At 71.4% G+C, this 12,307-nt stretch carries 11 protein-coding genes; 7 read left to right on the forward strand and 4 right to left on the reverse strand.

Features of this window, described 5'->3' with window-relative positions; all coding sequences use genetic code 11:
- Positions 1 to 60: 60 nt before the first annotated feature.
- Positions 61 to 1,137: a phosphoribosylformylglycinamidine cyclo-ligase gene (gene purM, locus AXK61_RS10475; protein ID WP_068573031.1), complete on the forward strand. Its 1,077-nt coding sequence runs from the start codon at positions 61 to 63 to the stop codon at positions 1,135 to 1,137.
- A 77-nt stretch (positions 1,138 to 1,214) separates the two neighbouring features.
- On the opposite strand, the gene AXK61_RS10480 is transcribed toward purM, so the two are convergent.
- From AXK61_RS10480 to ygfZ, 3 genes are all read right to left on the reverse strand, one after another.
- On the reverse strand, positions 1,215 to 1,415 hold the full coding sequence (locus tag AXK61_RS10480; RefSeq protein WP_068573033.1) for a DUF3073 domain-containing protein: 201 nt from the start codon (positions 1,413 to 1,415) through the stop codon (positions 1,215 to 1,217).
- A gap of 135 nt (positions 1,416 to 1,550) precedes the next feature.
- Positions 1,551 to 2,189 carry an MOSC domain-containing protein gene (locus tag AXK61_RS10485; protein WP_068745182.1) on the reverse strand — a complete coding sequence of 213 codons (639 nt, stop codon included), beginning with the start codon at positions 2,187 to 2,189 and terminating at the stop codon, positions 1,551 to 1,553.
- On the reverse strand, positions 2,186 to 3,202 hold the full coding sequence (gene ygfZ, locus AXK61_RS10490) for a CAF17-like 4Fe-4S cluster assembly/insertion protein YgfZ (protein WP_068573420.1): 1,017 nt from the start codon (positions 3,200 to 3,202) through the stop codon (positions 2,186 to 2,188). Before ygfZ ends, AXK61_RS10485 begins: the two co-directional genes overlap by 4 nt.
- A 93-nt stretch (positions 3,203 to 3,295) precedes the next feature.
- Here ygfZ and AXK61_RS10495 point away from each other — a divergent pair, with 93 nt between their 5' ends.
- The 6 genes from AXK61_RS10495 (at position 3,296) to cydC (ending at position 11,506) form a co-directional block, all read left to right on the forward strand.
- Complete coding sequence (locus AXK61_RS10495; RefSeq protein ID WP_068573038.1) at positions 3,296 to 4,159, forward strand: aminodeoxychorismate lyase; 864 nt, start codon at positions 3,296 to 3,298, stop codon at positions 4,157 to 4,159.
- A gap of 61 nt (positions 4,160 to 4,220) precedes the next feature.
- The gene (locus AXK61_RS10500; protein ID WP_082778108.1) at positions 4,221 to 5,615 is read left to right on the forward strand and encodes an amino acid permease; all 1,395 of its coding nucleotides are present in this window, start codon (positions 4,221 to 4,223) and stop codon (positions 5,613 to 5,615) included.
- A gap of 96 nt (positions 5,616 to 5,711) precedes the next feature.
- Positions 5,712 to 7,226 (forward strand): cytochrome ubiquinol oxidase subunit I, encoded by a 1,515-nt coding sequence (locus AXK61_RS10505; protein WP_068573042.1) that lies wholly within the window; start codon positions 5,712 to 5,714, stop codon positions 7,224 to 7,226.
- A gap of 9 nt (positions 7,227 to 7,235) precedes the next feature.
- Positions 7,236 to 8,270 carry a cytochrome d ubiquinol oxidase subunit II gene (gene cydB / locus AXK61_RS10510; protein ID WP_068745184.1) on the forward strand — a complete coding sequence of 345 codons (1,035 nt, stop codon included), beginning with the start codon at positions 7,236 to 7,238 and terminating at the stop codon, positions 8,268 to 8,270.
- Complete coding sequence (cydD, locus tag AXK61_RS10515) at positions 8,263 to 9,936, forward strand: thiol reductant ABC exporter subunit CydD (protein WP_068745186.1); 1,674 nt, start codon at positions 8,263 to 8,265, stop codon at positions 9,934 to 9,936. Before cydB ends, cydD begins: the two co-directional genes overlap by 8 nt.
- Entirely contained in the window at positions 9,929 to 11,506 is a 1,578-nt protein-coding gene (gene cydC, locus AXK61_RS10520) for a thiol reductant ABC exporter subunit CydC (RefSeq protein ID WP_068745188.1), read from the forward strand. Before cydD ends, cydC begins: the two co-directional genes overlap by 8 nt.
- On the opposite strand, the gene AXK61_RS10525 is transcribed toward cydC, so the two are convergent.
- Positions 11,473 to 12,300, reverse strand: coding sequence for an SDR family NAD(P)-dependent oxidoreductase (locus AXK61_RS10525; protein ID WP_068745190.1), 828 nt, complete (start codon positions 12,298 to 12,300; stop codon positions 11,473 to 11,475). The two genes, cydC and AXK61_RS10525, sit on opposite strands and share 34 nt — an antisense overlap.
- Between the last annotated feature and the right edge of the window lie 7 nt (positions 12,301 to 12,307).

The raw sequence follows: 12,307 nt of genomic DNA on the forward strand, positions 1-12,307 counted from the left end.
GGGGCTGCCGCGCAGTCCGGCGGGGGCCTCGGCGGGCGCAGTCCGGTAGCCTATGCATCCGTGACGGATTCCAACACCCAGCCGCCGCAGGGCGCCTCGTACGCCGCAGCAGGAGTCGACATCGAGGCCGGTGACCGGGCCGTCGAACTCTTCAAGCCGCACGCCAAGCGCGCCACGCGGCCCGAGGTCCTGGGCGGCCTGGGCGGCTTCGCCGGCCTGTTCGCCCTCAAGAAGTACCGGGAGCCGGTGCTCGCGGCCTCGACCGACGGCGTCGGTACCAAGATCGCCGTGGCCCAGGCGATGGGCAAGCACGACACCGTGGGCATCGACCTGGTCGCGATGGTCGTCGACGACCTCGTCGTGACCGGCGCCGAGCCGCTGTTCCTGCAGGACTACATCGCTGTGGGCAAGGTCGTCCCGGAGACGGTCGCCGAGCTCGTCGGCGGCATCGCCGAGGGCTGCGTCCGCGCCGGCTGCGCCCTCCTGGGCGGCGAGACCGCCGAGCACCCCGGACTCATGGCCGAGGGGGAGTACGACCTGTCCGCGACGGGCGTCGGCGTCGTCGAGGCCGACGAGGTGCTGGGCCCGGACAACGTGCGCGCGGGCGACGTCGTCATCGCGATGAAGAGCTCGGGCCTGCACAGCAACGGCTACAGCCTGGCCCGCAAGGTGTTGCTGGACTGGGGCCACATGGACCTCGGCGGCTATGTCGAGGAGTTCGGCCGCACGCTCGGCGAGGAGTTGCTCGAGCCCACCGCCATCTACGCCCTGGACTGCCTGCGGCTCACGCAGGAGACGCAGGTGCGCACCTTCTGCCACGTGACCGGCGGCGGCCTCGAGGCGAACCTGGGGCGCGTGATCCCGGAGGGTCTCGTCGCCGAACTGGACCGCAACACGTGGAGCCCGTCGGCGGTGTTCGCCCTGATCGCCCAGCGCGGCCGCGTGGAGCAGGCCGAGATGGAGAAGACCTTCAACATGGGCGTCGGCATGGTCGCGATCGTGGCGCCCGAGGACGTGGACCGCGCGCTGGCCGTGCTCACGGCACGCCACATCGACAGCTGGGTCCTGGGCACGATCAAGAAGTCCGACGGTGCGGGGGAGCGGGCCGTCCTGAGCGGCTCCCACCCGAAGTTCTGAAGACAACGCCATAGGCACCGTGACCCGTGGTCACGGTGCCTAGAGGCGGGGGTGCTAGCTGGAGGGTGCGGCGCGCGTCAGGCGCGGCGCCACTCGTCCTCGCGGTAAGGATCGCCCGCGACGTCGCTCCACTCGGGGTGCGAGGCGATCACATCGGCCTCCTCGTTCTCACCCGTCGCCAGCTCGTCCTGCAGCCTTTTCAGGTCAGTGCTGGGCGAGCTGTACTTGAGTTCGCGTGCAACCTTGGTCTGCTTCGCCTTTGCCCGGCCGCGGCCCATGGGGGACCCCCTTGCGCAATGAAGGGGCGGCCAACTACCGGATTGCCCGGCGGGTGGCGGCCCCTTTCTCCGTCTACTAATTCTTCCTGATGCCCAGTTTAGCGTGCTCCCGCCGATGGTGCTGCCGCCTGGGTGTCAGTCGGCGCGTTGGAGGGCCCGCGCGGCGTCCCGTTCGACCTTCGGGGGCAGGTCATCGACCATGAGGAGCGCCCGCAACCGGTCGGGCCGTGACCCGACGAACAGGTCACGGATCGTCGCTCCGTGCTCGGGGACGTGGATGACGGTGACCGGGTCGCCGGCGGCGACGGGGCCTGGGGTCAGGACGCGGAAGTAGGCGCCGCTGTCGCCGCGCGCGGTGAACCTCTTGACCCAGCCGTCCTCGCCGGACCACAGTGCGAAGGTCCGGCACGGGGTGCGGGGGATGGTCGCCTCGAGCTCGAGCGCGTCCCCGACACGGAGCCTGGTGCCGACGACGAGGTCGGTGGTGTCGCCCTCGAGGCGCAGGTTCTCGCCGAACCAGCCGAGCGGGAGGTCGCGGCCGAGCTCCTGTGCCCAGCGCCGCGCCTCGTGGTCCGAGTAGGCGTACACCGCCTGCTCGTGGCCGCCGTGGTGCCTGGTGTCGCACACGTGGTCGGTGGTCGGGCCCAGCGGGCCCACCTCGACGGGGCCGTCGGCGGGCCGCTTGTCGATCGCGGTGCGCTGGTCCGGCTTGCGGGAGTCGAGCCGGAGTTCCTCATCGACGACGCAGACCGCGAGGACGCGGGTCGGCGTCACCGGCCGCGCAGCCGGTCGACGGCGGACCGTCCGGCCTGTTCGCCGGCGTCCGCGGACGGGGTGACCTCGGTGTCGATCGCCGCGGCGGCGCCGCCGGCGTCGAGTTTCGCGTCGTCGGGGATCGACCGTTTGATCAGGGCGAGGGCGATGGGCCCGTAGTCGGCGTGCTCGACGACGGTGCCGAGCCGCCCCACGGTGCGTCCGTCCAGCGTCACGGGGTCGCCCGTCGCGGGCCGCGCGTCGGCGGAACCGTCGAGGTGGAGCAGGACCAGGCGGCGCGGTGGCCGGCCCAGGTTGTGCACCCGCGCGATCGTTTCCTGTCCGCGGTAGCAGCCCTTGTCGAGGTGCACGGCGGTGGCGATCCAGTCCGTCTCGTGCGGGATGGTCTTGACGTCGGTGTCGAGGCCCTGCCGGGCACGAGCGGCGGCGACCCGTCGGGCTTCGTAGGCCCAGGTGCCCGCCGGGCGCGCCCCGGCGTCGACGAGCGCGTCGAAGGAGGCGCGGAGCTCCTCCCGCGGGACGATGAGGTTCACCTCGCCGGGTTCGGCGCGGCGGACTCCGTCGACCTTCGCCGCCACGGCCTCCGCGTCCGGACCGATCACGGTGAGCACCGCGAGGTCGGGCCGCGCCTGCACCTGCACGTCGGAGCGGAACACCATGCGCTGCAGGTAGGTCGCGAGGTCCGGGCTGAGCGGCGCCTCCGCGGGGGCGAGCGCCGCCGGCTCGGTGTCGAGGTAGGTGGTGCCGTCGACGTCGATGAGGTGGAAGTGGTCGAGCACGCGGCCGCTGCCGTCCAGGTTGAGGTCCTGGGTCGCGGTGCGGTCGGGCAGGTGCGTCAGGTGCTGGCTGGTGATGGAGTGCAGCCAGCTCAGCCGCTCGGTACCGGTCAGTGTGATCACCCGGCGGTGCGAGCGGTCGATCACCGCCGCGCCGCGCTCCGCGGCCCGCTGCTCTCCGAACGGATCACCGAAATGCCAGGTCACACCGGCATCGGGGGTGTCCTCGGGATTCATGATGCCGGACGCGGAATGAACGTCGATCGCCACCTCTTCAGCCTACGCGCGCTGCCCGAGCGGGGCTCCGGGGCGTCGAATAGTGTTGCCGCCATGGCATCCGTGGTGGTCACTCTGGACGGTTCGGTACGTGCTCCCGATTCGCCGCTGCTCTACGCCGACGATCTCGGGGCGGTCCGGGGCGACGGGTGCTTCGAGACCGTGCTCGTGCGCGACGGTGCGCCGCTCAAGGGGCGTGCGCACCTCGACCGCCTGGCCCGCTCGGCCGCGGCGCTCGGGCTCCCCGCGATCAACGACGGTGCCTGGTGGGCGGCCATGCAGCGCGCCGCGATGCTCTACGGCGAGGAATCCGGCGGCGCGGAGGGCGCGCTGCGGCTCGTCTACACGCGGGGCCGGGAGTCCGTGCCGGGTACGCCCACGGCCTACGTGTCGGTGTCGCCGCTCCCCGAGCGGGCGGTGCGGGCCCGCACGGAGGGCGTCTCCGCGATCACGCTGAGCCGCGGCTACTCGACGGGGCTGGGCACGGACGCGCCGTGGCTGCTGCTGGGCGCGAAGACGCTGTCCTACGCGGTGAACATGGCCGCCGCGCGATACGCCGCGGAGCAGGGCGCCGACGACGTGATCTTCACCTCCAGTGAGGGCCGGGTGCTCGAGGCGCCCCGGGCCACCGTCGTGATCGCACGCGGGCGCACGCTCGTGACACCGCCCGAGGAGCAGGGCATTCTGCCGGGAACCACCGTGCGCGCACTGTTCGACGCCGCGGAGGACAAGGGCGTCGCCACCGCGATCGAGCCGCTCTTCCCGGCGGACCTGGTAATGAACGACGGGGTGTGGCTCGTCTCCTCGATCACGCTGTGCGCCCGCGTGCACACCCTGGACGGGCGGAAGCTGCCCGACGCACCGATGGACGAGACCGTGCGCTCCCTCATCGACGCGGGGATCCACAACACGCCGTAGGCGTTCCGGACAATCCTGACACCGCCGGTGCGGACGGCCCGATCGGATTAGCGTGCCGATGATGAGCACGCGTACCGATACCGAGGTCGACGGCGATCAGCTGGGAACCAGCCTGAAGCCCAGGCACATCACGATGATCTCGATCGCCGGGGTGATCGGGGCCGGCCTGTTCGTGGGCTCCGCGAACGCGATCAAGCTGGCGGGCCCGGCGGTGCTGATCTCGTACACCCTCGCCGGGCTGATGGTGATCCTCGTGATGCGCATGCTGGGCGAGATGGCGACGGCCCAGCCGGACACGGGCTCCTTCTCCACGTACGCCGAGCGGGCCCTCGGCCGCTGGGCGGGTTCGACGATCGGTTGGCTGTACTGGCTGTTCTGGGTGCTGGTGATCCCGGTCGAGGCCACGGCCGCGGCGGTGATCCTGTCCAAGGTGGTGGGCGGGCCCCAGTGGTCGTGGGCGTTGGTCGTGGTGGTCCTGCTCACCGCCACGAACCTCTTCTCGGTCGGCAACTACGGCGAATTCGAGTTCTGGTTCGCGCTGATCAAGGTGGTGGCGATCGCCGCCTTCCTGGTGCTGGGCGCGCTCGCGATCTTCGGGGTGCTGCCGGGGTCGAGCGTCTCCGGCGTGAGTCATCTCTGGGACACCGGTGGATTCATGCCGAACGGCGTGAAAGCGGTGCTGGCGGCGATGCTCACCACGATGTTCACGTTCATGGGTTCCGAGATCGTGACCATCGCCGCCGCCGAGTCGCCGAACCCGGAGAAGGGGATCACCAAGGCCGTGAACTCGGTGGTCTGGCGGATCTGCCTGTTCTACCTGGGCTCGATCTTCGTGGTGGTCGCCCTCGTCCCGTGGAACTCCGTCGACGGTGCGACGGGCTCGTACCAGGCCGTGCTCAAGGCGATGAACATCCCGGCCGCCGCCGGGATCATGGACGTGGTGGTCCTGGTCGCGGTCGCGTCCTGCCTCAACAGCGCGCTCTACACCGCGTCCCGGATGCTGTACTCGCTGGCGCGGCGCGGGGACGCTCCCCGTGCGGCGGGCCGGACGACGGCGCGCGGGGTACCGGCCGTCGCGGTGCTCGCGTCGATGGCGCTGGGATTCCTGGCGGTGATCGGCAACTACGTGCTGCCGGACAAGCTGTTCGGCTACCTGTTGGCGACGACGGGCGCGGTGGCGCTGTTCGTGTACCTCGTGATCGCCATCAGTCAGATCGCGCTGCGGCGGCGCGCCACGGAGCCGGCGCCGATCCGGATGTGGCTGTTCCCGTGGCTGACCTACGCGGTGATCGCGTTCATCGTCTTCGTGATCGTCGCGATGATCCTGGACCCGGACCAGCGCAGCTCCGTCGGGCTGTCGACCGCCCTGGCGGCGATCGTGCTGGTCGCGAGCATCGTGCACCAGAAGCGTGTGGAGAAGCGCGGTGCGAAGCGGGGTGACTCTTCTAGGGTGTGACCTGGGACAAGTACCTCGACTTCCGGGGGGTGGGCGTCTACTATCCCAGTTAGCACTACGGCGTGTAGTAATAATCCCTCGGCCCAGGGAGCGCGAATGACCGCACTCGACATCGCCCGCTGGCAGTTCGGCATGACCACGGTCATGCACTTCATCCTGGTCCCGCTGACCATCGGCCTCGCGCCGATGGTGGCCGCGATGCAGACGGCGTGGCTGATCACCGGTAAGAACGCCTGGCTCAAGGCCACCAACTTCTTCGGCAAGCTCTTCCTCATCAACTTCGCCCTCGGTGTGGCCACCGGCCTCGTCCAGGAGTTCCAGTTCGGGATGGCCTGGAGCGAGTACAGCAAGTTCGTCGGCGATGTCTTCGGTGCGCCGCTCGCGCTGGAGGGCCTCGTCGCCTTCTTCATGGAGTCGACCTTCATCGGCCTGTGGATCTTCGGCTGGACCCGGCTGCCCAGACTCGTCCACCTGGGCTGCATCTGGATGGTCGCGTTGGGGGTGAATGCCTCCGCGTTCTTCATCATCGCCGCGAACTCGTGGATGCAGCACCCCGTGGGCGCCACCTTCAATCCGGAGAAGAACCGCGCGGAGCTCACCAGCATCTGGTCGGTGCTCACCAACTCGACCGCGTTGGCGGCGTTCCCGCACACGGTGTTCGGTGCGTGGCTCACCGCGGGCACCTTCGTCGCCGCGATCGGCGGCTGGTGGATGGTGCGCGGCATGCGCCGCGGCGACGCGGACGCGATCGAATTGGCGCACTCCTTCCGCCCCGTCACGCGGTTCGGCCTGGGCGTGATGATCGTCTCCGCGGTGGGGCTGGGCATCACCGGCGACGCGCAGGCGAAGCTCATGTTCGAGCAGCAACCGATGAAGATGGCGTCGGCGGAATCGCTGTGTCACACCGAGACCGCCGCCTCGTTCTCGATCCTCACCGTGGGGACGCACAACAACTGCGAGTCGGTGCAGCACCTCATCCAGGTGCCGTACCTGACCTCGTTCCTCGCCAACGGCGACCCGAACTCGACGCTCAAGGGCGTCACCGAGCTGCAGCAGGAGTACGTCGAGAAGTTCGGTCCCGGCGACTACCGGCCCAACCTGTTCGTCTCGTACTGGGCCTTCCGGTTCATGATGGGCTGGTCCGTCGGCTCCGGTGTGCTCGCGCTCGCCGGCCTGTGGGTCACCCGCAAGGGGCGGGTCCCGTCGTCGAAGTGGTTCAGCAGGCTCTGCCTGATCGCCCTGCCCACCCCCTTCCTGGCCAACAGCTGCGGCTGGGTGTTCACCGAGATGGGCCGCCAGCCGTGGGTGGTGGCGCCGAATCCGAACGGCGACCCGACGATCCGGCTCATGGTCTCGCAGGCCGTCTCCGGCCACTCGACCGCGATGATGGCCTTCTCGATCATCACCTTCGCCGCCGTCTACGGGGTGCTGTACATCCTGTGGTTCCTGCTGTTGCGCCGGTACGTGATCCAGGGGCCGGACCTGCACAGCCCGCTCGACGGGCACGACGACCACGACGACGGTGCGCCGCCCGGCGGCGACGGTCCCGACGGTGCGGACGGCACCGGCGCGAAGAAGTCCTCGTCCGATCAACTCTCGTTCGCGTACTAGGAGGCGGTCATGACACTTCCCGACTACTGGTTCCTCGCGATCGGTTTCCTGTTCACCGGCTACTTCGTGCTGGACGGCTTCGACTTCGGCGTCGGCATGCTCATGCCGATCCTCGGGCGCAAGCGCAACCACCCCGACGCCGAGCAGCGTCGCCGCGTGCTGCTCAACACGATCGGTCCCGTATGGGACGGCAACGAGGTGTGGTTGATCACCGCCGGCGCAGCGATGTTCGCCGCGTTCCCGGTCTGGTACGCCACGGTGTTCTCGGGCTTCTACCTCGTGCTGCTCGCGATCCTGGTGGGGCTCATCGTCCGGGTCTGCGCGATCGAGTGGCGCGGCAAGATCGACGACCCGCGTTGGCGCGGCTGGGCCGACGTCGGCATCGGCCTCGGCTCCTGGATTCCCGCCTTCGCGTGGGGACTGGTGTTCGCGAACATCGTCCACGGGGTGCACATCGACGGACGGGGCCGGATGACCTCGGACGTCTGGGACCTGCTGAACCCCTACGGGCTGTTGGGCGGGGTCGCCCTACTGGGCCTGTTCCTCCTGCACGGAGCCGTCTTCGTCGCGCTCAAGTCCGACGGTGACGTCCGGGTGGACGCCCGGCGGTTCGCGGCGCGGATCTGGTTGCCGGTCACCGTGATCGGCGCGGCATTCGTGGTGTGGACGCAGTTCGCGCACGGCAAGGGGTGGACCTGGGCGATGGTGGCGCTGGCCGCGGCGGCCCTGATCGCGGCGGGGCTGTCGATCCGCGCCGACCGTGAGCTGGCCGCCTTCCTGTCCACGTCGCTCGCGGTGATCGGCGTGAGCGTGCTGCTCTTCGGTGCGCTGTTCCCGAACGTGCTGAACGCGACCGATCCGGCGCGGTCGATCAGCATCGAGGCCGCGGCGTCCTCGCACTACACGCTCGTCGTGATGTCCTGGTGCACCGTCGTGTTGCTGCCACTGGTGATGATCTACCAGGCGTGGAGCTACATCGTGTTCCGCAGGCGGATCTCCACGGCGCAGATCCCGCCGTCGATCGGGCTCAGCCCGCGTGCCTGACACCGCGCGCCGCTCCGGGCCGATCGACCCGCGGCTGCTCCGGTACGCGCGCAGCTCGCGCGGGCTGATGACGGTCGTGATCGCGTGCGGTGTCATCGAGACCGCTGCGATCATCGCCCTGGCGTACGGCGTCGCGATCGTGCTCTCCCGGCTGGTGACGGGACCGCACGACCTGCCCGGCCCGATCGCGCTCGTGGCCGGCGCGGTCGCGGTGCGCGTGGTGGTGACGCTCGTGCGGTCGCGCATCGAGCACCGCGCCGCCGACCGCGTGGTCTCCGAACTGCGCTCCGCCGCACTGGGTGCGGTCGGGCCCGGCCGGTCGCCGGTGGACCGGGAGGAGTTGCGGACCGCGCTGACCCGCGGCCTCGACGACCTGCCGCCGTACCTCACGGGCTACGTCCCGGCGCTGGCGCTCAGTGTGATCGCGACGCCGGCGCTGGTGATCGCGATGTTCGTCGCCGACCCGATCTCCGGTGCCGTCGCGCTCGGTACGCTGCCGCTGCTGCCGATCTTCATGGTGCTGATCGGCCTGCTCACTCGTGACCGCACCCGCCGCCGCCTCGCGGCGATGGCGCGGCTGTCCTCGCGCCTGCTCGACCTGGTCGCCGGCCTGCCGACGCTGCGGGCACTGGGACGGCAGCGTGGACCGGAACGCACCGTTCGGGAGCTGGGGGAGCGCAACGCCGCCGAGACGATGTCCGCCCTGCGCATCGCCTTCCTCTCCTCGATGGCGCTGGAGCTGCTCGCCACGCTCTGCGTCGCGCTGGTGGCGGTGGGCATCGGCCTGCGTCTCGTGTTCGGCGAGATGTCCTTGTTCGCCGGTGTGTTCGCCCTGATCCTGGCGCCCGAGGTGTATCAGCCGTTGCGCCGGGTGGGTGCGAGCTTCCACGCCGCCGAGCAGGGCGTGGAGGCCACCTCCCGGGTGTTCGCACTGCTGGACGCGCCGGAACCCGCACCGTCGCAGGGCAGCACGCGACCCGGCGTGCTCGTCGCGCGGGGCGTGAGCGTGGCCGGGCGGGACGGGGAGGCACCATCGGGCTTCGACGGGACCTTCCGGCCGGGCCGGATCACCGCGCTGACCGGGCCCAACGGGTCCGGCAAGTCGACGCTGCTCACCGTGCTCGCCGGGTTGGCGGTGCCGGACGCGGGGACGGTCACCGTCGTGAGCGATGCCGTGACAGAGGCCCCGGGCGCTACCGGGGCGGTCGACGGCCCGGGGAACGGGGGTGCACCGCTGGCCGGCGGCCCCGACTGGTGGGCGCACGTGGCGTGGTGTCCGCAGCACCCGTACCTCGAACCGGGCACGCTGGCACACAATTTCACTCTGCTCGGCGCCCCCGACCCGCGGACCGTTCCGGAGGTCGTGGCCGCCGCGGGGCTCGACGAGGTGGTGGCCGAGGCGGGTTGGGATCGTGCGGTGGGCGTCGGTGGGGCCGGGCTCTCGGCGGGTCAGCGGCAGCGGCTCGCGCTGGCCCGCACGCTCGCGCTGGGTCGCTCCGTGCTCCTGTTCGACGAGCCCACCGCCCATCTCGACGAGGAGCTCTCGGCGCGCGTGCTGGCGGAGCTGCGCGCGCGGGCCGACGCCGGGGCGGTGGTCGTGCTCGTCGCGCATGACGCCCAGGTGCTCGCCGCCGCCGACGACGTGCTGGAGGTCGTCCGTGCGTGACCTGCTGATCTGCCTGCGCGCCCTGCGCTCCCGCCCGCTCGCGGTCCTGGCCGCGATCGGTGCGGGCGTGCTCACCGCGGGCAGCGCGCTGGCGCTCGCCGGGTTGTCGGCGTGGTTGATCACGATGGCGTGGACCATGCCGCCGGTGCTCACGCTCTCCGTCGCAGTCACCGCGGTGCGTGCGCTGGGCATCACGCGGGGCCTGATGCGGTACGTCGAGCGCCTCGCCGCGCACCGGGTCGCGCTCTCCGGGCTGACGGAACTGCGGGTCGCGCTGTACACGCGCCTCTCGCGCGCCGCGCCCTCCGAATCCGTCCGGCTCTCCGACGGTGAGCTGTTGGCCCGCACCGGCGCAGACGTCGACGCCGTGGGGGATGCGCTGGTGCGCACCGTGATCCCCGTCGCGGTCGCCGTCGTCGTATCGGGCGCCGCGGTGGGCTGGCTGGGGTTCGTCGACCCGCGGGCAGGTTTCATACTGGCCGGATGCCTACTGCTGGCGGGGGTTCTCGTGCCCTGGGCGGTCGCGCGCGCGACGCGCGCACGGGCCGCCGCCGAGGCCGCCGGGAGTGAGGCCTTCGGCGCCGCCGCCTCCGCGGTCCTGGACCACGCGGGCGAGCTCGCCGTCGCCGGACGGCTCGACGAGGTGCGGGCCCGCGCCGCCCGCGCGGAGGACGCCCGACGGTCCGCCGTCGACCGGTCCGCCCGCACCGGCGCGCTCGCGGACGCGGCCGTGCCGCTGGCCGTGGGCCTGGCGGTGATCGCGGCGTTGTTGGTCGCCGGTACCCGTGCCGGCCCCGTCGACGCCACGACGCTGGGCATCCTGATCCTGCTGCCGCTGAGCGCCTTCGAGGCGGTGTCGACCCTGCCCGATGCGGCCCGTCAGTACGTCCGCTCCGTCGATGCGGCCGGTCGGCTCGCGCCGCTGCTGACACTCTCCGCGGTGCCCTCCGGAACCGCCTCGGTACCCGCGCATCCCGCGCTCCGGCTCGGCGGCCTGGAGCTGGCGCCGGGCGACCGGCTCGTCGTGCGCGGCGAGTCCGGCGCGGGCAAGACGACGCTGCTGCTCGCGCTCGCGGGCCTCGATGAGCGCGGCGGCGAGGTGCTCGTCGACGGCTCTCCCGCGTCCCGGTTCGCGGATCTCCCTACGGCGGTGGGGTTCTTCGGTGAGGCGGCGCACGTCTTCGCGACGACGGTGGCCGAGAACGTGCGGGTGGCGCGCGGGGACGCGACCGACGCGGAGGTCGACGCCGCGCTGCGGCGAGTCGGACTGGGGGAGTGGACGGACTCCCTCCCCCACGGCGTGCGGACCCCGCTCGAGCACGGCGCGGACTCCCTGTCGGGCGGACAGCGCCGGCGACTACTGCTGGCGCGTGCCCTGGTGAGTGACGTCGCCGGCGTCCTGCTGGACGAGCCGACGGAGCACCTGGACCGGGCCGACGCGGCGCGGCTGCTGGCCGAGATCCTCGACCCTTCAGGGCTGTTCCCCGGTCGCACCGTCGTGGTGGCGGGGCATGCGGGGCCGCCCGACGGGGTGCGTCAGCTGGTGATCGAGCGGCTCACGTCGGCGTAGCGCTCCGCGTCGGCGCGGACCTCGTCGGACTTGTGCAGGATCGCGTGCAGCGCATCGGTTCCCAGGTAGATCCGGGACGGTGGATCGGGCAGGGCGGAGATCTGCACCAGGGCGCCGGCCAGCCGCGCCGGGTCGCCGCCCTGGCTGTGGTTGAGCCGGTCCAGGGCCGCGAGCGTGCGGGCCACCCCGTCGTAGCCCGGAATCGTGACCTCGGGGCGGCGCATGGACGAGGCGTCGAGGAAGTCGGTGCGCACGCCGCCGGGGCAGATCGCCGTGGCGTGCAGGCCGAGCGGGGCGATCTCGGCGTCGAGGGCCTCGGTGAGCATGAGGACCGCTGCCTTGGTCGCGCTGTAGATCCCCTGCGCCGGACCGGTGACGCTCGCGGAGATCGAGGCGAGGTTGAGGATCCGGCCGCTGCCTCGGTCGCGCATGCCGGGCAGGACGGCACGGGTCATCGTCAGGACGCCGAAGACGTTGATGTCGAAGTTGGCCCGCACGTCCGCGAGTGAGACCTCCTCGACCGCGCCGAGCAGCGAGTACCCGGCGTTGTTGACGAGCACGTCGATGTGCCCGAACTCCGTCTGCACCTGGGCGACGGCGCGGCGCACGTCGTGCTCGTCGGTGAGGTCGACGGCGAGCGCCAGCAGGTTCGGATCGCGCAGTTCGGCGGAGAGCTTCTCGGGGCTACGGGTGGTGGCCGCGACCCGGGCGCCGCTCGCGAGCGCAGCCTTCACCACCTCGAGCCCGATGCCCTTCGACGCGCCGGTCACCAGCCACACGGGGGAATCCGTCATGCCCCCA

Source organism: Tsukamurella pseudospumae (assembly GCF_001575205.1).
Lineage (GTDB): Bacteria > Actinomycetota > Actinomycetes > Mycobacteriales > Mycobacteriaceae > Tsukamurella > Tsukamurella pseudospumae.